Source organism: Streptomyces sp. NPDC048521, from assembly GCF_043199855.1.
Lineage (GTDB): Bacteria > Actinomycetota > Actinomycetes > Streptomycetales > Streptomycetaceae > Streptomyces.
This window is the reverse complement of the sequence record NZ_JBICWR010000018.1, coordinates 122,849-149,587: the sequence shown is the minus strand read 5'-3', so window position 1 is coordinate 149,587 and position 26,739 is coordinate 122,849. Positions and strand designations below refer to the sequence as shown.

Genomic DNA, 26,739 nt, shown 5'->3' with positions numbered 1-26,739 from the left:
GCGGGGCCGTGCGGTATGCACACCCGCGCACTGTTCGCTGCCGGCGAGTGGTCGCGGCCACCTTCTACCGAGGACTTGACATGAGTACTGCTACACCCACCGACGGGCGCTCTGACTTCGATTTCATCTTCGGCCGCTGGCGGGTACGCAACCGCAAGCTCGTGGACGTCACCGACCCGGCCTGCCAGCAGTGGATCGAGTTCGACGCGACGGCCGAGGCCGAACCGATCCTGGGAGGTCTCGGGCACATCGACCGGATCCGGGCCGACGCCTTTGAGGGATTCACCCTGCGCCAGTTCGATCCGGAAGCCGGAGTCTGGCGCATCTGGTGGGCCTCCAGCAACAGGCCCGGGCACCTGGACCCGCCCGTCGAAGGGTCCTTCATCGACGGCCGCGGTCGGTTCTTCTGCGACGACGTTCTGGGCGGCCGTGCGGTGAAGGTCCGGTTCGAATGGACGACTCCGAGCCCGGACACCCCGCGCTGGGAGCAGGCGTTCTCCTACGATGACGGCTCCACTTGGCGCACCAACTGGACCATGGACCTGACCCGCGTCGACTGAGGCTCAGCAGCCGTCCTCTGTCGGGTCGGGTGGCCGCTGGTGCTCGCACGGCGGATGCATGGGGGCAGAGTTGGCGGCTGAGCGCGCATGAAGAAGGGGCCTTTTGGTAGCACGCGGGCGCTGAACCCGTAGGCACCAATCGGATCCGTAGGCACCAGCCGAATTCGGTAAGCACCAATCGAAGGCGTAGCCACCAGTCGAAGGCGTAGGCCCCACAGGGGTCCCTGTGCTGACGGCCATGGGGAAGGCGCCGGGGGTGATGCCTGCCAGGGGTGACGAGCGCGCCGACGAGGAAGCCGCAGCGACTGCTGATCAGCCTGTGCTGGTGACATGGAATACCGGCCAGCCGATCTCCGTGCGCCACTGAGCGGCGGCGGGGGTGTCGCGCGGGCCGACGACGTAGGTTTCGCGTACCGGCCCTGCTACGGCGAGGGAGTGGTCCGCCACCCACCTGCCGAGCTCGCCGTAGGTCACGTCGATCGTGTCGTGGGCGCCTGAATGCACGGCGACGGCGAGTTCCGCGCCCGGCAGTTCCATGGTCCGGACCCGTCCTACGGTCGGTACGCGCGCGTCGACCGGCACATGAACGAGGAGGTGCCCTCGCCCTTCGGTGAACAGCGCGTTGTCGTAGAGCCCGCCCGGGGGACCCGACGGCCTGCGGACGACCGCTTCGAGTTCGGCCATCGCGCCCGCGTACCAGTCGAGCACGTCGGCGTGCGCGACAGTGGCTTCCACCGCGGCCACGAGCTGTGCGGGCACCTGGCGCAGCTCGACATCGAAGCCGGCCGACTGGGGGTGCAGCAGGCGCTGCAGAGACGCGACAGCCGCCTGGGTGCGCGACAACTGCTCCTCCAGCCGCTGCAGGTGTTCGGTCACGAGTGCCGCACGCGCGGCCGGGTCCTGCGCCAGAAGCACTCGCCGGACGTCCGCGAGCGGCACGTCGAGATCCCGCAGCCTGGCGATCACCTGAGCGGTGGCGATCTGGCCGGCGTCGTAGTACCGGTAGCCACTCGTCGGGTCCACGCGGGCGGGCTCCAGCAGTCCCGACTCGTGGTAGCGACGCAGCGTCCGGATGGTCAAGTGGGTCATCTGGGAGAACTCGCCGATGGTCAGCACGCCTCCTACTGTGCACTCTCCCCCTGGGGGAGGGTGGAGGGCTTGACCCGGTCGCCGGGGGAGGCCGCAGCGTCACATGCATGACCAGCACGACATCTCCAGCCCTAGATCTTGAGGGGCGCCTCGCCCTCGTCACCGGCGCAGGCAGAGGCACCGGCGCCGCGATCGCGTCACGTCTGCGCGCGGCGGGCGCCACAGTGCTCGCCACGGCGCGTACGGCGCCCCCGACCGCAGACGAGCGCTTCTTCGTCACCGCCGATCTGACGTCGCCCGAAGGCATCGACCGCGTCGTCTCGGCTGTGCGCGAGCGGCTCGGCACCCTCGACGTCCTCGTGCACACCCTCGGCGGATCCCACTCGCCCGCCGGCGGGTTCGCCGCCCTCACCGAGGAGCACTGGCACGACGAGATCGCCCTGAACCTGCTGTCCGCGGTCAGGTTGGACCGCGCGCTGCTGCCGGCGATGCGCCAGGCGGGCCGCGGCGCCGTCGTCCACGTCTCGTCCATCCAGCGCCGGCTGCCGCTCTTCGACGCCACGCTCGGCTACGCCGCCGCCAAGGCCGCGTTGACCGCTTACAGCAAGGGCCTCTCCCGTGAGTTGGCGCCGTCCGGAGTGCGGGTCAATGTGGTCTCCCCGGGAGCGATCGAGACGGAAGCGGCCACGGCCCTCGTCACCCGCATCGCCCGGTCGCAGGGCATCGACCATGCCGCGGCCTGGGAACAGATCGTGGCGTCTCTCGGCGGGATCCCCCTGGGCCGCCCCGCACAACCCGGAGAGGTTGCCGAGCTCGTCGCCTTCCTCGTCTCCGACCGGGCCGGTGCCATCATCGGCGCCGAACACACGATCGACGGCGGCACTGTTCCCACCCTCTAGGCCCACCGACCCCGACGAAGCCCCCACTGCCTTGGAGAACGACGACCATGCCCCTGACCTCCCTTGATCACCTGCCAGGCGCCGTCCGGGCCTATCTCGACGCGCGCGCCCGGGACGACAGGCCTGCGGCAGCCGAGTGCTTCACCCCGTCCGCGGTGGTCGTGGACGACGGCAGCACCTATCGCGGCCACGAGGCGATCCGCCGCTGGCTCAGCCGTTCGTCGACCGAGTACACCTACACGACCACCCTCATGACCGCCGTCCGGCATGACCGCACACACTGCAACGTGACCCAGCGTCTGGAGGGAGACTTCCCTGGCGGCGTCGCCGACCTCGACTTCGCCTTCACACTCGACGGCGCGGGCATCACCGAACTCGTCATCGGTCCTCTCTAGCCGTTCCCGGGCTTCCGCGAAGCTCCCCGCACCATCGGTGAGGGTTCTCAGGAAGGCTGCAATCCTCCACTCCTGCGCCCAGTGACGAGCGGCACCAGCTCCGCTGAACGAACATGGTGCAGATCCAGACGTCCTGTTGCCCTGGCTCATCGACGGAACCGGGGCAACGGGACGTACGTGCGTCAGGCCCTCGCCGGCTTGTGGACGGCTCCGCGGTCTCACCATCACACTCGCAGAACGCAGCGCTCCGGTGACGGCTCCGACGATCGCCTCGGTGGTGCCCCGCACTTTGTACACCTCCACGCACCGGCACCGCGTACGCCTCCACGCACCGACCGCTCGTAGAGTTCCTCCAGCCCCCGTCGGTCGGCCGCGTGCGGCCGCCGGGGACGTGGTCGACGGGCACGACGTCAGTGGCGCCTCCGGACCGTGGCCCGCGAACAGCGCTCCAAGACCGTAGGCCGCCGTTCGTACGGCCGGCCGGTCAGGTCCGCGCTGGCGTGCACCAAGTCGAAGGCCGCGTAAAGCGGGGTCATGCGTTACCTGGGGTCAGGCGGGTGATGCGGACCATGGCGCGGTAGAGGGCGGTGGGGGCGGGCGCGTCGGGCAGCGGGGGCAGGGGTGCGCTGGGGGTGGCGTAGGAGCGGAGCATGTGCGCGGCCAGTCGGCGCCAGGTGTCGGGGGCGGCGTCGCCGGTGGCGTTGATGACGCCTGCGTTGGCCATGAGCAGGATGACGAGGTCCTGGCTGGTGAAGTCGTCGCGCAGGTGGCCGCCGGCCTTGGCGCGGGCGATGACTTCGAGGAATCCGTTGTACGCCTCCGCGCGGCGCTTCTCCAGGGCTTTGGCGGCGGGGAAGGTCATGGTGAGGACGTCGGCGAAGCCACGGTCGGCGGCCTGCATGACGCATACGGCGTGGATGTAGCAGGTGAAGCCGTGCCAGGGGTCGGGGTCGGCGAGGGCTTCGCTGACGGCGTCGGCGTAGGCGTCCATGCGGTCGGCGAAGACGGCGTTGATCAGGTCGTCGCGGGTGGCGAAGCGGCGGGAGAGGGTGGCTTTGCCGACGCCGGCTTCGCGGGCGACGGAGGCCATGGAGACGCCGAGCCCTTCGCGGGCGAAGAGGCGGCGGGCGGCGGCGAGGATGCGGTCGCGGTTGCGTTCGGCGTCGGCGCGCAGCCCGGTCTCGTGCGTGCGGCCTGGGATTCCGTCGGGGTCTGCGGAGCGCGGACCTCCTTGCGCAGCCGCTTGAGCCCCTCGCGCTCGGCGCTGGTCAGCTCACCGGACTCGCCCTCTGCCCCGGTTCGCCTCGCCCGCCGGCACCAGCCGCCAGGGAATGGAAGCTGGTGCCGAGCTACCGGGCGACGGTGACCGTCCTGCCCGAGGAATCGATGAGCGCGATCGCGTCCCGCTTGAACTCCTCGGTCTACCGTTTCGTGTACTTGCTTCACACCTGGTGATACTTCCCCTGGAACCTCAAGATCCCAGTCTCCAGGAGTCCGCGATCAACGGGAAGCTTCACGGACGGTCTTCACCGCGAACCTGTGCAGGACCGTGAAGTACGGCCGTAGTTCGGTCTTCGTGAGGGTGGGCGCCGGGGGTGTAGCCGCCGGAGTGCGCCGGGCCTTGCGCCCGGCCCACCCTGTGCGCGCCACGGACGGCGCCTCTGTTTCCTCCGTGGTGATCACGAGCCGGGGGAAGGTGAACACGTCGGCCGGCTTGAGCACGTCGGTGGCGAGTTTGGCCAGGGCGACCCGGGGCGACCCGCCGACCGGGCGGATCCAGAGGTCCCAGATGACCTCCTTGCCCTCCTGATCGGTGTGCTGGTCCACCAGGGTCCTGCAATCGATCACCGCGACCACCGTGCCGTCCCCCTCCGCCTTCAGCGGGAAGGTCAGCACGCGCTTCTTGTTCCGACGGTGAATGGCCTCCACCACCGCGCCCGGTCCCGGTGTGGCCCCCCACAGCTCCGCCCGGACCCGGATGGCCTCCTGGTCCACCTGGACGGGGCCGACCTCGGCGTGCACCTCGCGCCGCGCGCTGCGGATCCGCAGCCGGCCGTCCTCATGCCGGTGGGGCAGCAGTAGCGCCAGCGGATGGGTTCCGGTCCGGGGCAGTTCGACCGCGAGCAGGTCGCGGGTGTCGCAACCGTAGCCGTCGGTGGTCAGCGGCACCTCGATACCGGACGGGGTGGCCAGGAACGTCTCCCAGGTACCGTTCGGCACAGGAGCGTCCCAGGGCACCAGGGCCTCGCCGTCCGCGGACAGCGCGAAGCGGTGCTCCTCCGTGTCCTTGCCGTCCCGGCGCAGCACCAGGTCGGCACCGAGCGCCTCCTCGGGCAGCCGGCCGACGCCGATGTGCACGCTGCCGCTGGTGTCGACCCGGGCGGTGGCGTGCCGGGGCAGTGCCTTGCGGGCGAAGGCCCGCTCAAGGATCGCCTCGAACCGCTCGCGGCTGGCCGTCTCGTGGAACCGCTCGGCGTTGCGTACGGCGTTCTCGGACATCTTCGCCCGCAGCTCGTCGTCCCGTATCAGGCTCAGGATCGCCCCGGCCATCGCCTCCGCGTCACCGCGCGGGACGATCAACCCATCCTCCCCGGGGGTGAGGATGTTACGCGGGCCGTGGTCGGCGTCCGTACTGACGACGGGCATCCCGGCTGCCATGGCCTCCACGAGGACGTTGCCGAACGCCTCCCGCTTGGAGGGCAGGACGAAGACCGACCCCTTGCCGAATTCGGGTGTGACCGGGGCGACCTGACCCATCAGCAGAATGCTGTCGGACAGCCCCAGTTCGTGGATGCGGGCCTTCAGCTTCGCCTTCTCCGTGCCGTGCCCGTACAGGCGCAGGGTCCAGTCCGGCGCCTGGGCGTGCACCTTGGCGAAGGCCTCGACGAGGAGCGCGTGGTTCTTGTTGTCACTGAGGTGACCGGCGGAGATGACGACCTTGTTGGTGCCCCGGGAGCGGACCGGCGCGGCGGGCACGCAGTTGGGCATGACAGCGAGCCGGTCCCGGACGGCGGGCACCTGCTCGCCGATGCTGGCGACCTCCTCGGGCGTGAGAGCCGTCAGCGCGTCCAGTGACAGGTACGCCGGGAAGAGCCGCTCCTTGATGTCGTCAGCGTAGATCGACGGCATGGAGTGCTCCTGGGCGACCTTGAGGTAGGTGCCCCGGGCGTGGGCCAGCATGATGGTGTTGCGGGGGCTGGAGCTGACCACCACGTCGGCGTCGGTGGTGGCGAGGTACTTCAGCAGACGCAGTTCGGCGAGCCGGCTGACGACCGGCTTCTCCGCCCCGACGTTGGGCGGGTAGATCAGCGGCCACTTCTCCACGAGCGGGTCGTCCAGGTCGCAGACCGGCGAGTGCGGCCGCAGATCGCTCAGCACCCGGACGGTCACCCGGGGATCGAGGGGGAAGTACGACTCGTCGCGCACCTTGCGCAGGGCGACGATCTCCACCTCGTGCCGGTCGGCAAGCGCTCCCGCGAGGTTCTGGGTAGCGCTCACCACGCCGCCCATGTGGCAGAGGTCGCGAACCAGGAATGCGATCTTCACTGTGTGTTTTCCCATCCAGGCGCCGCGCTCCGACGCCGTCCTTGGCCGTGGTCCGGACCATTAGATCCGTAGGGGCCGTGAAGGGTTGTTCACCCGATGATCACGATTGGGTCACGAGTGTAGCTGTGATGTTCCCCGCGTGATCGGGCGGGGAGAAACCGCCACCGCTTGCCCCGCAGCAGCTGTGCGACCCCCTTCAGCACCCTGGCGGGTGTGCAGCGGTGGCTGCGATATTCCACTTGTGTCGCCAGTCGGGGCGCATTCCAGGGGTCGTGGCCACGGCCGTATCCAACCGTTGCCACTCGGAGGCAACGCGTATCCACCCAGTGGCTACTGCTCAGCTGCCGCGCGGCCGTTCGGCACCGCACTGAATTTCACACAGGCATTCGCGCCAGTCCGGCAGGCCGCTCACGGCGCGGCCCTTGCAATGCGTCATAGCGGTTGTGCACGGTGTCGTGGCCATCCCCCGAAAAGCTGACGGCAGTGAATGGCGCTGTTGGGCATGCCCTGATCTTCCGCAGCGATCGGCCTCCGCTCAGCGGCGCATTGCGAGACGCTCCTGGAAACGGGCGTGCCGGAACTGGTAGACGGGGCCCACTGCCCGCAGCAGGTTGCGTCGGCGGGCGTCCTCCAGGAAGGACAACAGCCGTACGGGAGTACCTTCTCGCGCGGAGAGTTGGACGGTGGTGATGACGGTGGCCGTGGCGAGATTGCTGATGACTCCGTTGGCCAGGACGGGCCAGATGCCCACTGTGACGCCCAGGCCCACACCGAACCGGAAGTCCAATGTCCACGTCGTCACCATGCCGACGAACAGCCCCAGGCCGACGCCGGTCATGACGGCCAGCGGAAGCCAGACACGAGTGTGGTGGCGCCATACATCGACGGGTCCGACGGGTCGGCTCTCGGTGTCTGGCTGTCCCGGCCGGAGCGGGCCCTCGTACGGGGCCTTCGTACCCATGGCGAGCAGGGTGCGGCCCACGAGCGTAGCGCCACGCCCTCGGACCAGCGCTGTGCTGAACCCGAAGGGAAGAGTGGCCAGAAAGCACAGCGGCACGGGCATTGCGTGGCCCAGGAGTTGCAGGAGGAGCCAGATCACGGCTGCCATGACGACCCAGCGGATGGTGCCGGCCAGTATTGCCCCGCGGGGAAACAGATCACGCCACTCAGTGCTTGGCAGCGGCCTTGGCTCTCTGAGCTGTGCCACCCGACGGCCTGCGTCCAGGGAGACCGTGCACAACGTCGCCGAGCCGACCACGAGAGCGATCGAGAAGCCCAAGGCCGGTGTCAGCACGCCGATGACGACGACCAGGAGAGTGCCGGCGACCGCAAGTCCGGTGACCTTGGACCGGGCCTTCGGCTCCGCCCAGTTGGGGATGTCCCACCACCGTAGTTCCCGGGTTCCCGCCGCCGTCAGCTGTGCGGCGACGTAGCGCAGCGTCCGTTCGGCCGTCTCGGGGGACCAGGGGGGACGCGGGTCTGCCGGACGGGGTGTGTACGCGGCCGTCACCACGTGATCGAGCAGATGGTCCTCCACAGCGCGGGAGGTGGGGAACCGGGAGGGGTCGAGAAGTTCGTCCACCGGGTCGTCGGGGCCATAGACGTCCCGTAACAGACTGATGGCGAGTGGCTTGGCCAGAGCCTTGGCGAGCACGCTGGTGGGCTCCTCCCGGAGCAGGTCGGTGACCGCCTGCCAGGCGGGCGGGGTCGGGTTCGGCAGTGGGCGCAGCAGGTACTCCGCCGCGTCGGCGGGATCCACGGGACAGACCTCCAACCCCACCGCCCCGCTCAGTAAGGCCTTCCTGGCCGTGATCGTGGCCTCCTTGGAGCGCGAGACGAGCACAACTCGGCATTGCGCGGGCTCCAAGAATCGCAGGATGTCCTTGCGTCGCGCGCGGTCAACCTCGTCGAACCCATCCAGGAACAGCGATACCCGTCCCTCTCGTAACAGCTCCCGGGCCAGCTCCTGACCCTCGCGGCCCCGGAACGCGGTGTAGTCACGGGACAACCGTTCCACCGCCCAGTCGATTGCGCTTTCCTCGGGGCCCGGATTCCATCCCTCCAGCGTAAACAGCACGGGCACCGGGATACGCGCACGCTGGTCCGGAGGGGCCGACTCTCGGTAGCTGATCGCGTGGAGCAGCAGCAGTACGGCGGCCGCGGTCTTGCCGACCGCCGGAGGCCCGACCAGCAGGAGCCGGCCCGAGGCCAGCCCCCCGTACACGGCGTGCAGTTCGGCGATGCCGCCGCTAGCCACCAACTGCTTGTCCGTGACGGCTGTCAGACCCGGCAACGGCGGGAACAGGGGATTCTCGGCGACCGCCGCGGAGACCCGGCCGGCGACCTTGCGTTCGCTCAGCTTCCAGCGCACTGGAAGCGGCGCCGGGTTCAGTAGGCGCCGCAGCCCCGCCTCGTCCCGCCACTGCGCCTTGACCGCCTTGGCGAGCTCGTCGGCTGCTTCCTCGAGTACCGACGGGGTAAGGAGGTAGTGAGCGTGGTGGTGTTGGCCCAGGTAGATTGTGTCGGCGTTGTTCTGGGGCCCGTAGACGTGCTGACCGCGCTGGTCGGTGTAAGACCCCCAGCCGTGCCCGTCAGCCACCGAGCATTCCGGTGCCACGCAGGAAAGCGCCCGCCATCTCGGCCAGTGTGCCGCCCATGGCGCGTAGCCGGCCCATACGTTCCTGTGCACGGCCGGTTTCGCCGGCCTGGAGGTCTGCACCTGTCGCTTCCAACTCCGCGGTCACCTGGCGGCGCGTCACCTCGTCCAGGTCCATCGACTGCACTCGGTCCAGGGCCAGACCCAGCTCCCGGGCCACCACCTGCCGATCGACCTTGTTGACGTTGATCGTGTCGGCGTTGTTCTGGTCCCCGTAGACGTTCTGGCCTTGTTGGTCGAAAGTCGCCATGAGGGCATGATGCCGCGCCCATGGCCCATTGTTGAGGCAGTGGACGCAAATCCCACGACCGGCCGGGGAACATATCGGCCAGGCCGCCGCTGGACGAGCATGTCGCCGACGCCGAAACGCAGCTCGGCGGGCTGGGGCCCTTCGGTCACCCCTTCACCCCTGCCTTTGCCCAGCGCGGTGGCACCGTCCAGCTGTGCCGGCTCGGCGCCCTGCACGCCGACGCCGCCGGGCACACGCGGCGCGCACCCCCTTGCGGCCCTCAGTGGTGGTGCCCCCCGTGTGCTCCCGGCGCCTGGTGCCCGGTCTCCGCCCGCTGCGCCCCGTCCGTCGCGATCCCCTTCGCTCCCTGGGCCTTCGCGGGATCAGGGGCCGCGCCGGTGGTCCCGTTTGCTTCGTGCGGGTGGTGAGGCTCGTACCCAGGGATCGTGCCGTCCGGCTTCTTCACCAGGAAGAGGCCTGCCATGCCCATGTCCGAGTGACTCTGGACGTGGCAGTGGTACATCCACGCCCCGGCGCCGACCCCCTCCCCGGCGATCACCTGGAAGCCGAAGGAGTCGGCCGGCCCGACGATCTTGTTGTCGATGATCTGGCTGGGGTCGTCGGGGCCGGTCAGCATGCCGGTGCGGTTGTCGGCCCAGCGGTGACCGTGCATGTGGAAGGTGTGGTAGTACTCGCCGTGGGTGATCACGGCGAACTCGACGCGGTCGCCCACCGTGGCCTCGAAGTCGGGGCCGGTGTGGGGTGGCCGGTTGTTGATGAGCAGGTCGTTGAAGACGATCGTGTGGGTGGCGTCCGGCAGCACGTCGCCCGTCCTGCGGACGATCACCGGGCCGTACAGGCCCTTCCGGATGCCTCCGGTGCCGTGGTCCGTGCCCACGACGTGGTCGTGGTAGTGCCAGTAACCGGCGCTGCCCGCCCGCCAGGTGCCGTCCTTGCGGCGGCCGGGGACATGGGTGCGCCAGGTGTAGGTGCGGGTGGCGCCTGGCTCCACGTGGCTCTTGTTCAGCCTGGTGCCGTCACTGGTGATCTCGTAGTCCAGGCCGTGCACATGCAGGCTCACCGCGATGTCCGTGGTGTTCTCGAACTCGATGTGCACGGTGTCGCCCTCGTTGACCTCGATCAACGGTCCCGGGATGGTCGCCTTGCCCTTCTCGAATCCGTAACCGAGCTGTCCGTCGGCGAGCTTCTCGGCGTAGAGCTTGAGGTGTCTGACGGCCCCCCCGGCCGGTGCGGTCCGCGCCGTCGGCTCGCCTGCTCCGGTCGCCTCCGAACTGAGCGACAACGATGTCGCGACGGCGGCGCCACCCAGGAGGACCCGCCGGTTGAACCCACGCCTGTCCATGCCGAACTCCCCACTGTGGTAAGGGATTCGAGACGGTAGCGGGATGGAAGGCGTTTATCCACACCCAGGACAAAGTTCGTCCGAGCCCGGTCATACCTATTGGCGAACCGAGCAAAGAGGTCTAGCTTCCTAGGCGCTGTTGCTGTGACCGACGAGGGGTGGATGACCACATGCGGTCCACATCGCACCACCGACCCACTGGCTCACAAGAGTTATGGCGGAAGAGGACTGGAAAACGGGCGCTGACGGCCGCCTTGACGGCCGGACTGGTGACCGCCGGGCTTCTCTCCGGACCCGCTGCGGGCGCGCTCCCGGCCCCGGAACCGTCGCTGACAACGATGTCCATCAAGTCGCCGCCGGGCGGCGCGAACGTACGCGTGCTGATCTTCTACGGGTCGGCGGCCGCCGGAGACGAATCACCGGTGGTGAACGCCGGCATCGAGGCGGTCGAGCGGATCGGCCTGACCGGCCCCACCGACCAGCGCTTCAAGGTGGAGGCCACCAACGACGCCGCGGTCTTCACCAACGAGACCAAGCTGGGCCGTTACAACGCGATCGTCTTCCTGACCGGCGGCGGTGACGTCCTGGACCCGGAGCAGGAGGCGGGCCTGGAGGCGTACATGGAGGCGGGCGGCGGTTTCGTCGGTCTCCACGACGCGGCCCGCGCTGAGCCGTACTCGGACTGGTTCACGGGCCTCATCGGCGCCCGTCCGGCGCCGAACAGCCCGACGTCCGTCCAGCGGGCGACCGTCGAGGTGGGCGACCGCGGGCATCCGGCCACCAAAGACCTGCCGGTCCTGTGGAAGCGCCCGGACAAGTGGCTGAACTGGGTGAAGAACCCCTCCGGCGAGGTGCACACGGTGGCCCGGGTGCGCGAGGCGTCGTACCAGCCGGGCGCGGGCGCCAACGGCTGGGACCACCCGATCAGCTGGTGCCGCGACTACGACGGCGGGCGCTCCTTCTACACCGGCATGGGCGGCACGGTGTCGTCGTACGACGAGGCCGACTTCCGCGCCCATCTGCGCGGCGCCCTGCTGTGGACCACGCGGCTCGTACAGGCCGACTGCAAGGCGACCATCAACGGCAACTACAAGGCCGAGCGGCTGACCAAGCCCAACCAGCCGGGTCAGAACGACCAGATCGGCGAGCCGCACGGACTGGTCACCGCACCCGACGGTCGCGTCCTCTACATCGGCCGCGGCGGTGCGGACTCCTCCCAGCCGGTGATCACAGACTGGAACAACCCGGACATCGGCAAGGGCAAGGGCGAGATCCACGTCTACGACCCGAAGACCAAGCAGGTCACCCTCGCCGGAGCACTGACCGTCTTCGGCAACAAGGGCGGCGGCGACGAGCTGGTCAAGGTCGAGGAGGGCCTGCTCGGAATCGAGCTGGACCCGCGCTTCGAGCAGAACGGGTGGGTGTACCTGCACTACACCCCGCACGCGGGGATCGACCGCGACACCCACATGGCCGAGCGGCGCGTCTCCCGCTTCACGCTGGACCTCGCCACCAACAAGCTGGACCTGGGCAGTGAGAAGGTGCTGCTGAAGTGGCCGGTGCAGATCCACAGCTGCTGCCACGCGGGCGGCGGGATGGCCTGGGACTCCAAGGGCAACCTGTACATCGCCACCGGCGACAACAACTCCAGCGGCTTCAGCGGCGGTTACTCCGGCAACAACCCGCAGCCGAACTACAAGGGCGTCTCCTTCGCCGACGCCCGCCGCACTGCCGGCAACACCAACAACCTCAACGGCAAGATCCTGCGCATCCACCCGGAGCCCGACGGGACCTACACGATCCCGGACGGCAACCTCTTCACCGGCAAGGAGACCGCCGAGGGCGGCGGCAAGACGCGCGGTGAGATCTATGTGATGGGGGTCCGCAACCCGGCCCGCATCTTCGTCGACCGCAAGACGGACGTCCTGTACGCGGGCTGGGTCGGCCCGGACGCCTCCGCACCGTCGACGACCTGGGGACCGGCCAAGTACGACACCTTCGCCGCCATCACCCGGGCGAGCAACCGCGGCTGGCCGTACTGCATGGGCAACAAGCAACCCTACCGGGACCGCAACCTGCCGGACCCGTCGCAGCCGCTCGGCTGGTACGACTGCGACCACCCGAAGAACGAGTCGCCGAACAACGACGGACTGGTCAACCTGCCGCCGGTCACCGGGAACAACATCTGGTACTCGCCCCAGGGCGGCGCCCCGGACTTCCCGCGCGACGCGAACGGCGTCCCGTCCTACAAGCAGGACGAGGCCGTCTACGGGCTGTCCTGGCTCAAGGGCGGCGGGCAGGCCGCGATGAACGGCCCGGTGTACCGGTCCGAGGACGTGTCGGCCACCAGCGACGTCAAGTGGCCCGCGTACTGGGACGGCAAGTGGTTCGTCGGCGACTTCTACGACGCCGACCAGCCGCGCAACGCGGTACTGATGGATCCGAAGACCCTGGGTGACGGCGGACTGCCGGTGCACGCGGAGTCCCTGAAGAAGATCGTGCCGATCGGCAACGACGGCATCAAGAACCTGATGGACTGGAAGTTCGGTCCGGACGGCGCGCTGTACGTCCTCGACTACGGGCGCGGCTTCTTCACCTCGGACGCCAAGTCGGCGCTGTGGCGCGTGACCTACCGGGGCGGCGACCCGACGCCCGCCGCCGACCGACTGGCGAGGGGGGCACAGCGATGACGAACCGACGAAGAGTGTGGGCGGCCCTGGTGGCCGCACTGCTGATGGTCCTCGGCCTGCAGGCCACGGCGGCCACCGGACAGCAGTCCCAACCGGCCGGGACGGCCGCCGCCCAGGTACTCACCTGGACGGCCGGCAACAACATCGACAAGTACCTGTCCGCTCCGACGACCGCGGTGGCCGGGCCGGCGACGATCGTCTTCGAGAACAGTGAGGCGACCGGCAACACGACCGGCATGCCGCACACGCTGACGTTCGTCACGAGCGACCCGGAGTTCAACAGCGACGTCCAACTCAACATCCTGGCCAACCCCAACGACGACCAGGGCGGCAAGCACACCGCCGAGGTGACGCTCACCCCGGGCCGGTACTTCTACCACTGCACGATCCCCGGCCACGGCATGATGCAGGGCATCCTGACGGTGACCGAGGGCAGCGGCGAGGACACCACGGCGCCGGAGGCCTCGGCGCACGTCAGCGGCGTCCAGAACCAGCAGGGCGAGTACGTCGGCTCGGCGAGCGTGGCCGTCCAGGCGACGGACGAGACGGGCGGCTCCGGCGTCGACCGGATCGAGTACGCGATCGGGGACGACGGCGCCTGGCAGCCGTACACCGCCCCGATCGTCGTCGACCAGGTCGGTGATCACACGGTCCGCTACCGGGCGTTCGACAAGGCGGGCAACGTGTCCGCCGAGAAGAGGGCCACGTTCACGGTGGTGCCCCCGCCGACCGACGACAGCACGGCGCCGGAGACCTCGGCGACGGTGAGCGGCGAGCGGAACCCCGACGGCACCTACATCGACATGGCGACGGTCACCGTCACCGCGTCCGACACCGGGTCCGGGGTCAACACCATCGAGTACGCGATCGGCGCGTCCGGGGCCTGGCAGGCCTACACGCAGCCGGTGATGGTGCACCAGGTGGGCACCCACACCGTCCGCTACCGCGCCACCGACAAGGCGGGCAACGTGGCGGCGGAGAAGAGCGTCGAGTTCACGGTGGCCGCCGCGCCGCCGCAGGACAAGACGCCGCCGGTGACGGGCGTGACCGTCGAGGGCAGCCGCAATTCCGACGGGGCCTACGTCGCCTCCGCGAAGGTCGTCGTCAGCGCGACCGACGAGGGCGGGGTCGCGAGCGTGCAGTACTCGCTCGACGCCGGGCCGTACCTCGCGTACTCCGGCCCGGTCGTCGTCGACCGGGCGGGCGCCCACACGGTGGCGTACCGGGCGACCGACGAGGCGGGCAACACCTCCGCGGCGCGGACCGTCAGTTTCACGGTCGTGGCGGGCGGAGTGCCGGCCCCGCCGTGCCCGGAGTACGACGAGCGGGAGACGGTGATCGTCGGCACGGTCGACTCGGGCGTGCCGAACCGGCTCACCGACAACCGGTGCCGGATCAACGAGCTGATCGAGGACGAGAAGGAGTGGACGTCCCAGGCGCTGTTCCTCAAGCACGTCAAGGCCGTCCTCGACCAGCTGCACGCCGACGGCGTGATCGACAAGCGGGAGCGCACGGCCATCACCAGGGCCGCCCGCCAGTCCGGCATCGGCACGCCCGGCCAGACGGAGGGCTACCACCCGCTGTTCGACGGCACCGCGGAGTCCTTCGCCAAGTGGCAGCACGTGGGCGGCGGTTCGTTCGCGCTGAACGCCGACGGGTCGATGACGAGCGGCACCACCAGGGACGGCCTCGGGATGCTGTGGTTCCCGCAGCGCAAGTACGGCGACTTCTCGCTGAAGCTCCAGTGGCGGGACGACGCGCCGGGCACCGGCAACGCCAACTCCGGCGTCTTCGTGCGGTTCCCTGACGTCCACGACCACCCGGAGGAGCCGCGGCCGGAGTGGGTCGCCATCAAGTACGGGCACGAGGTACAGGTATTCGACTCACCCACCGGTGACGCGTACAAGACCGGGTCGGTCTACGGCTTCGACCGGGTGGGGCTCGCCGGTGCGGGCGTCACCCAGAAGGGCACGTGGAACGACTACGAGATCCGGGTGGTCGACCAGCACTACTCGGTCTACCGCAACGGCAAGCTGATCAACGAGTTCGACAACACCGGCGGTCAGGTCTTCTCCCCGCCGCGCTCGGACGACCCGGGCACGGACGGGCGGCGGTTCGCCTCCGGCTACATCGGACTCCAGGTCCACAGCACGACGGACGTCGTCTCCTTCCGGGACGTCCGGATCATGGAACTGTCCTGATCAGAAAGCTGTAGACCCCGGTCTCCTCGCGCGGCTCGGCCGTACCCGCTCAGGATCCCTGGCATTTTGGGACACCCGGGCGGGTACGGCAGGTCGCCGAAGCCGTGGTCGCGCTCGTCCCGCCGGTCAGCCCCAGCAGTGCCTCGGACGAGTAACAACGGTCCATGTCCGCTGTCACCACCACACGGCGCTCCGAAATCGACTGGCCCTACCGCGGCGTCGGCCGGTTCTTTCCTTGTCATGGGCATACGGTCTGCACCAGCCCCCGCAGGCGGGGGCAACCAATAGGGGAGGGGCAGTCGGCCATGGCAACAGGCGATCGGGAGTGGGAGACGCAGGCGAAGTGCCGCACCGCGGACCCTGAGGACTTGTTCGTCGAGGGCGCGGCCCAGAACCGGGCGAAGGCTCTGTGCGGCCGCTGTCCGGTCAGAACCGAATGCCTCGCCCACGCTCTCGACCAGCGCATCGAACACGGCATCCGGGGAGGCATGACCGAGCGGGAACGCCGCGGTCTTCTGCGGCGCCGCCCGACGGTGACCTCCTGGCGCCTGCTGCTGGAGGCTGCCCGCGCCGAGCACGTACGCCCGGGCCGACCGCTTCCGACCGCGGCCACGGACCGCAAGCGGACCGCCTGAACAGCGTCCTGCGCCGTCCTGGCGGCCCTCACACGGATTGCGGACCGGTCGGGGAGGGCGCCGCGTGCTGCGCGTTGGCACGAAGGCATGGGCAGGTGCCCGGCGACGGAACGGCGGCGATCGCCGGTAGGCTGCGGCGGTGCGCACGGTCGAGCTCCTGTTGGACGAGGCGGCGGACCTGGCGGTCCGGGAGGCCTGGCGGCGGCTGGCACACGCGGGGCTGCCCAGTCAGGCGCGCCACCGCTCACCGACCAACAGCCCGCACCTGACTCTGGCCGCCTGCCCGGAGCTGACCGCTGCGATCCGCTGGGAGCTGGCCGAGGTGGCTGCCGCCCTGCCGCTGCCGGTGCGGTGCACCGGCGTGGTCCGCTTCGAGCGGCCCACCTCGGTGCTGGCCTGGGCGCTGGACCTCGACTCCGCGCTGGCCGGGTTGCACCGCCGGGTGTGGGAGGCGGTGGCCTCGGACAGCCCGCCCGAGACCCTCAACCCCTTCCACGAACCTGGCCGCTGGAGCCCGCACATCACCCTCGGCCGGACCCGGCGAGCCGGCGCCTTCGCCGACCGGCGGGTCCCTGAACTGCTGCCGGCGCCACCGCTGTCGCTCCGGCTCACCACCCTGCGCAGCTACGACACCCGGACCGGCGCACTGGAGGTGCTGGAGCCCCGGCCCTGAGCGTCGCGGCGATCACCGGCATCGCGGGTCGCAGCCCCAGCAGGTCGTACTCCGGCTCCGGGCATCCGGCGCCGCCGGCGTTTGCGGACCCGTCCTTGCGTGCGTCGCGTCAAGCGGCTGACCGGCCGGCTCGGCAGCACCCCGCCGGCAGGGGAGAGGGAAGATCACTTCCATCCGGCGTTGAACAGCGCGCATTCGAGCAGGTGGGGGAGCAGCTGACAAAGATCATCAACCTGTCGCAGGACGAGCGCGTCAAGGCGTTCCGCGACTGCTGGTCACACTACCGCCGGGTCCGCCGGCGGTGGGTCTCCTCTGCAGACGAGCGCCGGCGGCCAGGGAGCCGAAGCCACGCCTGCGTCCGCTCCCCGAGCAGCGACGGGAGCGGACGCAGGCAGTCCGAGGGGTTGGTCAGAGGGTCTTGATGAGGCCGCCGTCGATGGTGAAGTCGGCGCCGGTGATGTTGGCCGTGCGGTCGCTGGCGAGCATCAGGACGAGGTCGGCGACCTCGTCGGGCCTGGTGAAGCGACCGGTTGCGAAGCCCCCCAGGCTGTTGATCGTCTGGTCCACGGCTTCCTGCGGCTCGACGTCCATGGCGGCCGCGATGGTCTCGGCCATGCCCCCGGGCCCGATCCACAGGTCGGTGCTCACCGGACCGGGCGCGATGGTGTTGACGCGTACGCCCTGCGGGGACACCTCCTTGGACAGAGCCTTGGAGAAGTTGGTCAGAGCGGCCTTGGACGCCGTGTAGTCGATGACGCCGGGATCGGGCAGGAAGGCGTTGACCGAGCTGATCGTGACGATCGACCCTTGCGAGGCGAGCAGCGCGGGAAGAGCCGCGCGTGAGGCGCGCACCGCGCTCAGCAGGTTGACGGTCAGGGTCTCGAGCCACTGTTCGTCGGTGACGGAGGCGAAGCCGCCGAGTCGCGGCTCGGCCTTGCCCACGTTGTTGACCAGGACGTCGATGCCGTTGAACCGTTCCATCGCCGTCTCGATGAGCGTCTCCACGCCGACCGCGGTCGCCAGGTCGGCGGTCACGGGGACCACGGTTCCGGTGACCGCCAGTTCGGCGAGTTCCGAAGTGGTGGTGCGGGCGCCGGCCACGACGCGCGCGCCTTCCGCGACGAAGGCCCGGGTGACGGCCAGTCCGATGCCGCGGCTCGCGCCGGTGACGACGACGGTCTTGCCCTTGAGGTGCAGATCCATGGTGGTCTTCCTTGCTTGTCAGATGTGCGGGGTGGTGCACAGAAGTGTGGACGAACGGGACAATCCCGACGGTCAGGAGCCGGCGGTGTCGGACCGGCCGGTGATGCCCTGGCGCGCCAGCCAGCCCAGCGCGCAGTCGGCGACGGCCCGTCGGCCGCGGTCGATGACCAGGGAATGGCCGCGGTCAGGGAACTGCTTGAGGTCGGTGGTCGCGGTCGACTCGCCGTACAACTTGTAGGCGGCGCGCGTGACGACGTCCGGCACGGTGTGATCGCGCCGGCCGGACATCAGCAACAGAGGCCCACGGTGGTTGTTGCCGGTGTCGACGGCAACCGGTGACCTGCGGGAGAAGGTGGCGAACGCCGCTTCGAACAGCGGCCCGCCGGGGGAGGGGATGGTGTACGCCTCGAACAGGGCGTCGGCCTCCTCCTGGGGGATGGCGTTGCCGAACGCATAGCGGAACTGCGCCGCCGTGAGGGAGACAGCCCGCGAACGGTTGGCCGGGTCGCGCAGAACGGGGAAGGCTGAGCGCACCTGCGTGAACGGCAGGGGCTTGACGCCCTTGACCGGCGCGGGGTCGATCGCCACAGCGGCTCGCCCCAGGCCGAGACCGAGCAGCTTCTGGGCGATCAGACCGCCGAAGGAGTGCCCGATGAGCACGGGCTCGGCAGGCAGCGCCTTGATGACGGCCGCGTAGTGCTCGGTGACATCGGCGATGCCTACTCCCGCCACGGCTTGCGGATGCGACCGCGCGTCGAGCAGACCGGCCGGTTCGCCGGGCCAGCCGGGGGCGAGGGGAGCGAACCCTTCGGCGTCCAGCAGCTCCATCCAGGGGTGCCAGGAGGACGAGTGCAGCCACAGCCCGTGGATCAGGACGACGGGGGTGCGCTGGTCCGTCATGAGAGCCTCCTTGGGACGCAGGACCGCCTGATGCGGCCCTCCTCTTGGTGCTCTTCAAGGTGCCGTCAGCGTCATCCCGGTCGGCTCAGTCAGATGACCCAAACCGTGAGGTTGGGCCATGACGGGGGGACCCTGCCCGGTGTGCCCGCGACTTCCGCCTGCCCCCGGCGGATGCGAGGAATGGTGCGCGGCAGGGCGTCGGGCCAGGTCAGCCCTCGTCGGGCGGGACGGTACCGGCGTCGAGGGCGTCTCGTAGCGCGGCGCGGCTGGTGATCCCCAGTTTGGGGAAGATGCGGTACAGGTGGGAGCTGACCGTACGGGGTGACAGGAACAGCTTCGCGCCGATCTCCTTGTTCGTCAGTCCGGTGGCCGCGAGCTGTGCGATCTGCCGCTCCTGCACGGTCAGCGACTGCCATCCGCCGCCCCGCGTGCCTATGCCGACCCCGGTGGCAGTGAGCTCCGCCCGGGCCCGTTCGGCCCAGGGATGGCCGCCGAGGTCGGTGAGGATCCGCAGGGCGACCTCGAGTTGCTCGCGCGCAGCTGTCGTTTCGTGGTCGCGGCGCAGTCGCTCACCGTGGGCGAGGCGGATGCGGGCGGCCTCGAACGGGAACAGAGCCGCACCCGGCAGTGCGAGGGCGTGCTCGTACAGACCGGATGCGTCCTCCTCCTGTGCTGTCATGGCCTGTGCCCCCGCCGTGACGAGCGCCAGTCGGGGGGAGAGAGCGGGCAGTCCGGCGGCGAGGGCCGCCTGCGCGTGGCGGCGGGCCTCACCGAGGTGTCCGCTGCGTACGGCCGCTTCGACGAAGTCCAGCAGGGTGCGCGGCGCCTGCTGGGAGTGGGGAGCGAACTCGCCGGGTGCGGTGATGGCCGTCGCGAAGCGATACGCGGTCGCATGGTCGGAGCGAGCCAGTGCCGTCATCACGCCGACGGCGTTCGCGTACTGGGTCAGGTACCCGATTCGGCGTGGCCCGGCCCAGGCCTCCACCGCCCTGCGATGACCGTCCGCGGAGTCGGTGTCGCCGCGGTAGGCGGCGAGCATTGCGAGAAACGCGCGGAACTGGTGGGCGAACAGCGCGTAGCCGTGGCGGGTGGTCAGTTCCAGACCACGGCGGCCCGTCTGCTCGGCCTCGTCCCAGCGGCCCGCCCCCATGTGGTCCAGCATCAGAAGCTGGAGCAACGTCATGGCGTTTCCGGCGGCGCCCGCATCCTGCTCCCGGGCAACGAGGCGGGCCAGCAGTGCGCGGAACTCGTCGAGTGCATCCAGGTAGTAGGCGGTGACCAGCAGTCGCATGGCATCCCACGGCCGATCGGCGGTGGTGCGGACGAAATCCTGCCGCAGACGTTCCACACCGCCTGTGCCCCGGCGGACGACGTCGCCCCACGCGTCGCGATAAAGACGGCTGGCGGAACCTTCCGGATCGGCAGGGTCGCAGAAGCGGTCCACACACGACTCGGTGATCGTCCAGGTCGCGGTGTCGGCCGCGAAGAGGAGATCACCAGCAAGAGATTGATCAGTCGCTCCACCGCGGGCTTGTCCCGCACGGGGTCGAGCCGTTCCAAGGTGGCGACGACCTTCCGATGCGTGGTGCGTACTTCGCCGTCCCGGTACAGGGCTGCGTAGCTCTCTGCGATGATCGTGCCGGTCCCCGCTGTGCCCGCGTCCGCGATCTCCGACAGCTCTTGCGCCCGTTCGAGCTGGGCCGACTGCCCGGCGACGAAGGCCGCCTCCGCCAGCCGCCGGGAGCGCTCGTCCGGCCTCTCGCTGAGCTGCGCGGACCGCTCCAGCCAATTCACCGCGACGGAGGAGGCTCCTCGCCTGGTCGCTGCCGCGGCAGCACGTTCCAGCAGCGCGGCGACCTTCTCGTCGGGGTCCACTGTCGCCTCGGCGAGGTGGTGAGCACGCCGCTCCTGGTCGTCCGGGTAGAGCTCGGCGAGTTCGGCGTGCGCCGTCCGTCGGCGGTTGGGCGTGGCGAGCTGGACGACCGCGGAACGCACCAGCGGATGCCGGAAACCGAGCTGGCCGGTGACCGGGTTGACCAGCAGGAGTCCGCGGCCGATGGCCTCGTCGACGTCTCCCAGCCGCCGTTCCAATGCCGGACGGCGGGGCCCGGCCACGGAGGACAGGCCGTCGAGGGCCGCGAGCAGCAGCGCCTCCTGTGTGGAAGGCGCCAGTTCGGAGATCCGGTGCCGGTACAGGTTCTCCGAGCGACGCGTAAGGGGCAGCAAAGACGCCTGCTCGACCGGGGAAGCAGGCAAGTGCTCGGCCGTCTTCGGCAGTTCGACGAGCGCGAGCGGGTTGCCCTCGGCCCAGTGCAGCACGCGCTCACGGGCGTGCGGGTCCAGATGGCCGCCGGTGCGCTCCAGCAGTGCCGCCGCATCCTGACCGCCAGGGGTCCGACCTCGATCTCCTCCAGCGCGACGTCATCGAACGCGGACGGCATGTCCGCCCGTACGGTGACGACGCCCCGACCGCCGACTGCCCCGGCCCGTCGCATCACGAAGGCGCAGACACGGGCACTCTCGCCGTCGAACCAGTGCGCGTCGTCGATCGCGAAGAACAGGTGGCGATCGTCCGCGGCCGCGGCGATGAGCGAGAGCATCGCGCCGGCAACCTCCGCCATGCCCGGAGCCGAGCCGGCGCGCAGACCCGTGACCTGTTCCAGGACCGACCGTGACGCGTCGGGCAGTCGGGCGTCGTAGGGGAGAAGCGGGAGGAGCAGCTGGTGCAGACCCGCGAACGGCAGTGCGGACTCCGCCTCGACACCAGAGGCGCTCACGACCCGCAGTCCCGCCTCGCCGGCCAGGGCCACGATCGCCTGAAGCAGCGCGCTCTTGCCCGTGCCGGCCTCACAGCGCAGCACGGCGAACGCGGAGTGCGGGGGAGCCGCTAGCACCTGCTCCAACCGCGCGAGCTCCTCTTGCCGCCCGATGAGCCGATTCTCCTCCTCCGACACCTGACCTCGTCCCCTCCGGGTTCGCCCTGGTCACCTGCGGACACACCGTCATCCCCGGTGGTCAGGACACGTTAGCGCGGGAGGGGGACGCGGTTGTACGACGGCCTGCGCTGATCAGGGCGCACCCACGGCCTTGACCTCACGCACGGCCCGGCCCGGCAAGCCACCGACCCCGGAACTCCGGGCGGCGCCGGGGACCCGGCTGCGGCCGGACCGCCCAGAAGGAGAGACGAGGATGGCGGCTGTAGCGGAGCGCGTGCACTCCCGAGGTCTCGGCGAGGTCGAGATCGTAGTGGGCTGTCCGGCACATGGTCGTCAAGAGCGGCGCCCCTACATGCTGAGCGGATACTCGCAAGACCCCGACGTGGCATCCGCATGCGGACATGCGAGAGCTGCGCTTATCGCCCGCAAGGCCCGGAGCATGGTGGGACGCCCGCCGGGCAATGACGTCGTCGGTGTCCGGGTCGTAGATGGTGCCCAGCGCCGGGGCGGCGAGCAGCTGGTCGATGCACTTCCATGCTGTGAGCTCCGCGCAGCCGCGAGTGTCGTCGGCCAGGTCCTCGCGCCGGGAATCTCAGACGTCCAGAACATGCCGACGTAGCGCCATGCGCGAATCACGCGCGCCCCAGAGCCTTCCGGCTGATGGCGACAGCCGATGTGTTCTCGCGCGCCTATGACATGAGGTGGGTCGCGGAGCGGGCCCGCTCCCACAGGCCGGGAATCTGCTCGGTGGGGCGCTGCTGTTCGCCGTGCAGGGCGTTGAGGACCACCAGGCATCCGGTCAGGGCGGGCACCGCCCACTGCGCGTAGGCCAGCTGTCGCCGTGCTTTGTGCAGGTCGATGGGATGCTTCTGCGCCTTCTCGGCGTCAGCGGGGTCGGAGGAGAGTTCGACCTTCTTGCCCAGTACGCGGGCGTAGGCGGTGGCGGCCAGGGCCGCTGCGGTCACGACGGTCTTAGCGGTGGTGGAGGCGGCCACGCCCTGCTGGGCAGCGACACGGTGCGCGTTCACGGCGAGCAGCCCGCCGCCACCGAACAGGTGGGCGCCGATCGCGGCGGCGTTGACCGGCGCCCACTTCGCCCACCCCGAGGAAGAGATCCGGTCCTTGGTCGCTTCGGTCCCGCCTTCGTCCTTGGCCGCGCCGTTGAGGCCGATCGCGCCCATCAGCGAACCGCCGAACCAAGCGGCCAGACCCACATCGTGCAGGCTGCGGATGAGGGTGTTGCGTTCGGACATGACGGTGCTCCTTCAGGAGGGGGAACAGGGCAGAGCCGACAAGGATGTCGAGCACACCCCACCCTTCCCGAACCCGGGCCGCTCTGCCATCACGGCTCGGCCGGACGAGTAGCCCGCACTTCCGGTGCGCTGGAAGGGGCGCGTCAGACGGCAATCGGTGTCCAGGTCGACCCACACGGTCTTGCCGGTGCCGCGGGGGAGGACGCCCCAGGTGCCGGCAAGTCCTTCGAGCAAGAGCATGCCGCGGCCGCTGAAGGCCCCTTCGTCGGCGAAACGGTGGCGGGGCGAGACGCAGGAGACGTCGGACATACGAGCCGGACTCCGTCGACCGTGCCCTCGCCACTCGCCGACGGCTCCAGCCTGCCATCCCCGCAGCTAACGGCACACCGATACCGCGTCGACCGGGAGGCTGTCGCACCACTTACGCCAGAGGGGAGTCAAGATCGATTGTCGGCGGCGATGCGGCCGGGACGTCAACTCGCGGGCGCACGCGGTTTCGGCCTGGTCGGGGTGCTGACATCCCCGTTGCGGCCACTTTCGCCCATTTCCCTCGGCTGGAGTGTGAGGAAGGGACGGGCAGGATCGGTGGCGCGGCCGCGGCCAGGGACCGGGGCGCCGCTCAGCCGGTCGCGCGTCGGCCGGTTCGCGGAGCCGTGCCGCCTCCGGCAGATGCGGGCTGGGCCACTGGGCCCAGGAGCACCGTTTGGCCGGGGACGACGGGGCGCCGTTGCAGATGAAGCTGACCCGGATCAAGAGGACGGTCGAGGCCCGCACGGCCAAGGAGGTCGGCGGACATCTGCCGCCCCTACGGCTGACGAACACGGCGGAGACGTCCTTCGCCCACTATCTGCGCGGGGATCCGTTCATCACCGAGTGGCCCGCCGAGGTCCTGACCGAGGCGATCACGAACGCCGAACAGCACGCCCGCGCGGTCCTGCTGCGCCTGGGCGGCATGGATGCCGGCACCGTGGCTGAAGATGTGTGCCAGCCGGCCGCGGCCGGTGAGCTGGACACGCTCGCCGCCGGCGGCCGGTGCCGGGAGTCGTTCTTAGCCTGCTTCGGCTGTCCAAATGTCCTGGTACTGGGGCGGCATCTGCCCGCTCTGCTGGGGCTGACAGACGCCCTGCGCGAGGACCTGCAGCGGCGGGACGCCGGGCAGTGGGCAGCCGGGCAAGGGCGAGGAGGGCCCACGGTGTGGCAGCGGCCTGGATCGTCACCGCTTCGGTTGCCCGCGCTGTCGCCGTCCCCTGCGCGAGGGCGCCGCCGTCCTGCCTCTGCCCGCACGCGCCCGACAGACCCCGGGATCACGGTCCTGATCTGTGCCCGTCCGATACCACTGCTTGAACAGGGGAGTGGTGTTGTACCAGAACACCGGGTGCTGGAAGACGATCACGTCGTGTTCGGCCAGCAGTGCCTGCTCGGCGGCGGCGTCGATCTGGAAGTCGGGTAGGCGGCGTAGAGGTCGTGCACGGTGACATGGGCCAGGCCACGGACGGCGTCCACCAGGGCCTTGTTGGCCTTCGACTGGGCCAGGTCGGGGTGGCCCAAGACGAGGAGAACCTGGGACATGATGAGGCACCTTTTCAGTGATCAGGGAAGTGAGTGAATGGATGCGGGTTGGTCGGGTGCGACGGGTCAGCAAGTCGCCGCGGCGTCCGATCACCAGTCGATGCCGGCCATGTTTGCCTCGTCGTGGCGCTGGCCCGCTGCCGGAGTGAGGTTGTTCAGGCGGTCGAGCTGAGCGGCGCTGAGTTCGATGCCATCGGCGGCGGTGTTCTCCTCGACGCGTGCGACTCGCCGGGTTCCGGGGATGGGGGCGATGTCATCGCCCCGGGTCAGCAGCCACGCCAGTGCGGTCTGCGCGGGGGTTGCGCCGATCTCGGCGCCGATCGCCTGCACTTCGTCGACGATGGCCAGGTTGCGCTGGAAGTTCTCGCCGGTGAAGCGCGGGTTGGTCTTGCGCCAGTCGTCGTCGGGGAAGTCGTCGACGCTGCGGATCTGTCCGGTCAGCAGGCCGTGTCCGAGCGGCGAGTAGGGGACGAAGCCGATGCCGAGCTCGCGCAGCAGCGGCAGGATCTCGTCCTCGACGTCGCGGGTCCACAGCGAGTACTCGGTCTGCAGCGCGGCGACCGGATGCACGGCGTGCGCGCGGCGGATCGTGGCGGGGCCGGCCTCGGAGAGCCCGATGTGGCGGACCTTACCTGCGGCGACCAGCTCGGCCAGGGCGCCGACGGTCTCCTCGATGGGTGTGTTCGGGTCGACGCGGTGCTGGTAGTACAGGTCGATGTGGTCGGTGCCGAGCCGCTTGAGCGAGCCTTCGACCGCGGCCTTGACGTTGGCGGCGCTGCTGTCGATGACACCGGGGCCGTCGCCGGCATGGGAGACGAGACCGAACTTGGTCGCCACGACGACTTGGTCGCGGCGGCCCTTGATGGCCTTGCCGACGACTTCTTCGCTGTGGAAGGGGCCGTAGATCTCGGCGGTGTCGATGTGCGTGACGCCGAGGTCCAGTGCCCGGTGGATGGTGCGGATCGACTCGACGTCGTCGAGTCCGCCGCCCGTGGTGTAGGTGCCGGCCATGGTCATGGCGCCCAGGCCGATGCGGGAGACGTCCAGCCCGCCCAGTGATACGTGCTTCATCAGGTACTCCTTCGTCGTGGTGGTGCGGCGAGCGGTGTGCGGTGATCAGGCTTGGTCGGTGGGCATGACCCACAGTTCGGCGATCGCCGTGTGCCGGGGCCGGGTCACCATGTAGGTGATCGCGTCGGCGATGTCCGCGGGGACGAGACGTTCGTGCTGTGCGTTGAACGGGTCGAGGATCTCGGCGTGGATCGTGTCGTTGTTGTGCGAGCCCAGCTCGGTGTCGACGGCGCCCGGCTCCAGAACGCCCACCCGCACATGGCGGCCGGCCAGCTCCTGGCGCAGCGACTCGGTGAACCCGTTCACGCCGAACTTGGTGAGGTTGTAGACCCCGTAGTTCGCCCACGCCTGGCGGCCGGCGATCGAGCTGATGTTGACGATGTCGGCGACCTGCCGCGGGCCCTCTTCGGCGGCCTTGAGCAGGTGCGGCAGGGCGGCGTGGGTGGTGTGAAGCAGTCCCTGGACGTTGACGGCGATCATGCGCTCCCATTCCTGGGGATCCGCGCCGACGACCGGTCCCAGCAGCATCAGCCCGGCGTTGTTGACCAGGATGTCCAGCCGCCCGAACCGCTCGACCGTTTGCCGTACGGCTGTTTCGGCCTGGTCGCGGCCGGTGATGTCCGACTCCACCGCCAGCGCGGTGCCGCCGGCCTCGGTGATCTCGGCGGCCAGCGTCTCAAGGCGGTCCTTGCGGCGGGCCACCAGAGCGACCGTGGCGCCCTGGTCGGCGAGCCGGCGGGCGGTGCCGGCGCCGATGCCGCTGCTCGCGCCGGTGACGAGGGCGACGGTGCCGGTCAGTTTCGAAGCCATGGATCTTCCCTTTTCTGCGGGGCAGGTGGTGTCACCTACGTCCGGTCACAGCAGGTGAGAG

At 69.8% G+C, this 26,739-nt stretch carries 22 protein-coding genes and 2 pseudogenes; 7 read left to right on the top strand and 17 right to left on the bottom strand.

Annotated elements, in window-relative coordinates; all coding sequences use genetic code 11:
* The first annotated feature begins 80 nt into the window (after positions 1-80).
* The gene (locus tag ACGFRF_RS33070) at positions 81-560 is read left to right on the top strand and encodes a hypothetical protein (protein WP_393746290.1); all 480 of its coding nucleotides are present in this window, start codon (positions 81-83) and stop codon (positions 558-560) included.
* A 312-nt stretch (positions 561-872) separates the two neighbouring features.
* On the opposite strand, the gene ACGFRF_RS33065 is transcribed toward ACGFRF_RS33070, so the two are convergent.
* Positions 873-1,676 carry a MerR family transcriptional regulator gene (locus tag ACGFRF_RS33065; RefSeq protein WP_393746288.1) on the bottom strand — a complete coding sequence of 268 codons (804 nt, stop codon included), beginning with the start codon at positions 1,674-1,676 and terminating at the stop codon, positions 873-875.
* An 80-nt stretch (positions 1,677-1,756) separates the two neighbouring features.
* On the opposite strand from ACGFRF_RS33065, the gene ACGFRF_RS33060 reads away from it, so the two are divergent.
* Positions 1,757-2,548: an SDR family oxidoreductase gene (locus tag ACGFRF_RS33060; protein ID WP_393746287.1), complete on the top strand. Its 792-nt coding sequence runs from the start codon at positions 1,757-1,759 to the stop codon at positions 2,546-2,548.
* A gap of 47 nt (positions 2,549-2,595) precedes the next feature.
* Entirely contained in the window at positions 2,596-2,943 is a 348-nt protein-coding gene (locus ACGFRF_RS33055) for a nuclear transport factor 2 family protein (protein ID WP_393746285.1), read from the top strand.
* Between the two features lie 532 nt (positions 2,944-3,475).
* Here the strand turns inward: ACGFRF_RS33055 and ACGFRF_RS33050 are convergent.
* The 5 genes from ACGFRF_RS33050 to ACGFRF_RS33030 all read right to left on the bottom strand — a co-directional run bounded on the left by ACGFRF_RS33050 (position 3,476) and on the right by ACGFRF_RS33030 (position 10,737).
* Positions 3,476-4,084, bottom strand: a complete 609-nt coding sequence (locus ACGFRF_RS33050; RefSeq protein ID WP_393746362.1) for a TetR/AcrR family transcriptional regulator — start codon at positions 4,082-4,084, stop codon at positions 3,476-3,478.
* A gap of 359 nt (positions 4,085-4,443) precedes the next feature.
* Entirely contained in the window at positions 4,444-6,489 is a 2,046-nt protein-coding gene (locus ACGFRF_RS33045; RefSeq protein WP_393746283.1) for a glycosyltransferase, read from the bottom strand.
* A gap of 535 nt (positions 6,490-7,024) precedes the next feature.
* The gene (locus ACGFRF_RS33040; protein ID WP_393746281.1) at positions 7,025-9,088 is read right to left on the bottom strand and encodes a hypothetical protein; all 2,064 of its coding nucleotides are present in this window, start codon (positions 9,086-9,088) and stop codon (positions 7,025-7,027) included.
* Positions 9,081-9,395, bottom strand: a complete 315-nt coding sequence (locus ACGFRF_RS33035; RefSeq protein ID WP_393746279.1) for a hypothetical protein — start codon at positions 9,393-9,395, stop codon at positions 9,081-9,083. Before ACGFRF_RS33035 ends, ACGFRF_RS33040 begins: the two co-directional genes overlap by 8 nt.
* 259 nt (positions 9,396-9,654) lie before the next feature.
* Positions 9,655-10,737 (bottom strand): multicopper oxidase domain-containing protein, encoded by a 1,083-nt coding sequence (locus tag ACGFRF_RS33030; RefSeq protein ID WP_393746277.1) that lies wholly within the window; start codon positions 10,735-10,737, stop codon positions 9,655-9,657.
* Between the two features lie 254 nt (positions 10,738-10,991).
* Here ACGFRF_RS33030 and ACGFRF_RS33025 point away from each other — a divergent pair, with 254 nt between their 5' ends.
* Both ACGFRF_RS33025 and ACGFRF_RS33020 read left to right on the top strand, forming a co-directional pair.
* Positions 10,992-13,427: a ThuA domain-containing protein gene (locus tag ACGFRF_RS33025; protein ID WP_393746275.1), complete on the top strand. Its 2,436-nt coding sequence runs from the start codon at positions 10,992-10,994 to the stop codon at positions 13,425-13,427.
* Positions 13,424-15,628, top strand: a complete 2,205-nt coding sequence (locus ACGFRF_RS33020) for an OmpL47-type beta-barrel domain-containing protein (protein ID WP_393746273.1) — start codon at positions 13,424-13,426, stop codon at positions 15,626-15,628. Before ACGFRF_RS33025 ends, ACGFRF_RS33020 begins: the two co-directional genes overlap by 4 nt.
* Here ACGFRF_RS33020 and ACGFRF_RS33015 read toward each other — a convergent pair.
* Positions 15,629-15,806 (bottom strand): annotated as a pseudogene (locus tag ACGFRF_RS33015) (ATP-dependent DNA ligase); the annotation flags it as partial.
* A gap of 127 nt (positions 15,807-15,933) precedes the next feature.
* Between ACGFRF_RS33015 and ACGFRF_RS33010 the strand changes: the two are divergent.
* Together ACGFRF_RS33010 and ACGFRF_RS33005 are read left to right on the top strand one after the other, a co-directional pair.
* Positions 15,934-16,263 carry a WhiB family transcriptional regulator gene (locus ACGFRF_RS33010; RefSeq protein WP_393746271.1) on the top strand — a complete coding sequence of 110 codons (330 nt, stop codon included), beginning with the start codon at positions 15,934-15,936 and terminating at the stop codon, positions 16,261-16,263.
* A 139-nt stretch (positions 16,264-16,402) separates the two neighbouring features.
* Positions 16,403-16,936 carry a 2'-5' RNA ligase family protein gene (locus tag ACGFRF_RS33005; protein ID WP_393746269.1) on the top strand — a complete coding sequence of 178 codons (534 nt, stop codon included), beginning with the start codon at positions 16,403-16,405 and terminating at the stop codon, positions 16,934-16,936.
* A 408-nt stretch (positions 16,937-17,344) separates the two neighbouring features.
* Here ACGFRF_RS33005 and ACGFRF_RS33000 read toward each other — a convergent pair whose 3' ends face one another.
* The 10 genes and pseudogenes from ACGFRF_RS33000 to ACGFRF_RS32955 form a co-directional block, all read right to left on the bottom strand.
* Positions 17,345-18,139, bottom strand: a complete 795-nt coding sequence (locus ACGFRF_RS33000; RefSeq protein WP_393746267.1) for an oxidoreductase — start codon at positions 18,137-18,139, stop codon at positions 17,345-17,347.
* A 72-nt stretch (positions 18,140-18,211) separates the two neighbouring features.
* The gene (locus ACGFRF_RS32995; RefSeq protein WP_393746265.1) at positions 18,212-19,039 is read right to left on the bottom strand and encodes an alpha/beta hydrolase; all 828 of its coding nucleotides are present in this window, start codon (positions 19,037-19,039) and stop codon (positions 18,212-18,214) included.
* A gap of 208 nt (positions 19,040-19,247) precedes the next feature.
* The gene (locus ACGFRF_RS32990) at positions 19,248-20,222 is read right to left on the bottom strand and encodes a LuxR C-terminal-related transcriptional regulator (RefSeq protein WP_393746360.1); all 975 of its coding nucleotides are present in this window, start codon (positions 20,220-20,222) and stop codon (positions 19,248-19,250) included.
* Entirely contained in the window at positions 20,219-21,358 is a 1,140-nt protein-coding gene (locus tag ACGFRF_RS32985; protein WP_393746373.1) for a hypothetical protein, read from the bottom strand. The genes ACGFRF_RS32990 and ACGFRF_RS32985 overlap by 4 nt, the downstream gene beginning before the upstream one ends.
* Before the next feature lie 221 nt (positions 21,359-21,579).
* Positions 21,580-21,933 (bottom strand): annotated as a pseudogene (locus ACGFRF_RS32980) (helix-turn-helix transcriptional regulator); the annotation flags it as partial.
* Positions 21,934-22,664: 731 nt separating this feature from the next.
* Complete coding sequence (locus ACGFRF_RS32975) at positions 22,665-23,228, bottom strand: hypothetical protein (RefSeq protein WP_393746263.1); 564 nt, start codon at positions 23,226-23,228, stop codon at positions 22,665-22,667.
* A gap of 1,213 nt (positions 23,229-24,441) precedes the next feature.
* Positions 24,442-24,621 carry a hypothetical protein gene (locus ACGFRF_RS32970; RefSeq protein WP_393746261.1) on the bottom strand — a complete coding sequence of 60 codons (180 nt, stop codon included), beginning with the start codon at positions 24,619-24,621 and terminating at the stop codon, positions 24,442-24,444.
* Positions 24,618-24,797, bottom strand: coding sequence for a hypothetical protein (locus ACGFRF_RS32965; RefSeq protein WP_393746259.1), 180 nt, complete (start codon positions 24,795-24,797; stop codon positions 24,618-24,620). Before ACGFRF_RS32965 ends, ACGFRF_RS32970 begins: the two co-directional genes overlap by 4 nt.
* A 90-nt stretch (positions 24,798-24,887) precedes the next feature.
* The gene (locus tag ACGFRF_RS32960; protein ID WP_393746257.1) at positions 24,888-25,868 is read right to left on the bottom strand and encodes an aldo/keto reductase; all 981 of its coding nucleotides are present in this window, start codon (positions 25,866-25,868) and stop codon (positions 24,888-24,890) included.
* Between the two features lie 45 nt (positions 25,869-25,913).
* The gene (locus ACGFRF_RS32955) at positions 25,914-26,678 is read right to left on the bottom strand and encodes an SDR family NAD(P)-dependent oxidoreductase (protein WP_393746255.1); all 765 of its coding nucleotides are present in this window, start codon (positions 26,676-26,678) and stop codon (positions 25,914-25,916) included.
* Between the last annotated feature and the right edge of the window lie 61 nt (positions 26,679-26,739).

Excerpts from the sequence above, each read along its gene's own strand:
- ACGFRF_RS33030 (WP_393746277.1), bottom strand. The coding sequence starts at position 10,737 with ATGGACAGGCGTGGGTTCAACCGGCGGGTCCTCCTGGGTGGCGCCGCC.
- ACGFRF_RS33060 (WP_393746287.1), top strand. The coding sequence starts at position 1,757 with ATGACCAGCACGACATCTCCAGCCCTAGATCTTGAGGGGCGCCTCGCC.
- ACGFRF_RS32965 (WP_393746259.1), bottom strand. The coding sequence starts at position 24,797 with ATGTCCCAGGTTCTCCTCGTCTTGGGCCACCCCGACCTGGCCCAGTCG.
- ACGFRF_RS33010 (WP_393746271.1), top strand. The coding sequence starts at position 15,934 with ATGGCAACAGGCGATCGGGAGTGGGAGACGCAGGCGAAGTGCCGCACC.
- ACGFRF_RS33020 (WP_393746273.1), top strand. The coding sequence starts at position 13,424 with ATGACGAACCGACGAAGAGTGTGGGCGGCCCTGGTGGCCGCACTGCTG.
- ACGFRF_RS33035 (WP_393746279.1), bottom strand. The coding sequence starts at position 9,395 with ATGGCGACTTTCGACCAACAAGGCCAGAACGTCTACGGGGACCAGAAC.
- ACGFRF_RS33055 (WP_393746285.1), top strand. The coding sequence starts at position 2,596 with ATGCCCCTGACCTCCCTTGATCACCTGCCAGGCGCCGTCCGGGCCTAT.
- ACGFRF_RS32975 (WP_393746263.1), bottom strand. The coding sequence starts at position 23,228 with ATGTCCGAACGCAACACCCTCATCCGCAGCCTGCACGATGTGGGTCTG.
- ACGFRF_RS32960 (WP_393746257.1), bottom strand. The coding sequence starts at position 25,868 with ATGAAGCACGTATCACTGGGCGGGCTGGACGTCTCCCGCATCGGCCTG.
- ACGFRF_RS32955 (WP_393746255.1), bottom strand. The coding sequence starts at position 26,678 with ATGGCTTCGAAACTGACCGGCACCGTCGCCCTCGTCACCGGCGCGAGC.
- ACGFRF_RS33070 (WP_393746290.1), top strand. The coding sequence starts at position 81 with ATGAGTACTGCTACACCCACCGACGGGCGCTCTGACTTCGATTTCATC.
- ACGFRF_RS33000 (WP_393746267.1), bottom strand. The coding sequence starts at position 18,139 with ATGGATCTGCACCTCAAGGGCAAGACCGTCGTCGTCACCGGCGCGAGC.
- ACGFRF_RS32995 (WP_393746265.1), bottom strand. The coding sequence starts at position 19,039 with ATGACGGACCAGCGCACCCCCGTCGTCCTGATCCACGGGCTGTGGCTG.
- ACGFRF_RS32990 (WP_393746360.1), bottom strand. The coding sequence starts at position 20,222 with ATGACGTTGCTCCAGCTTCTGATGCTGGACCACATGGGGGCGGGCCGC.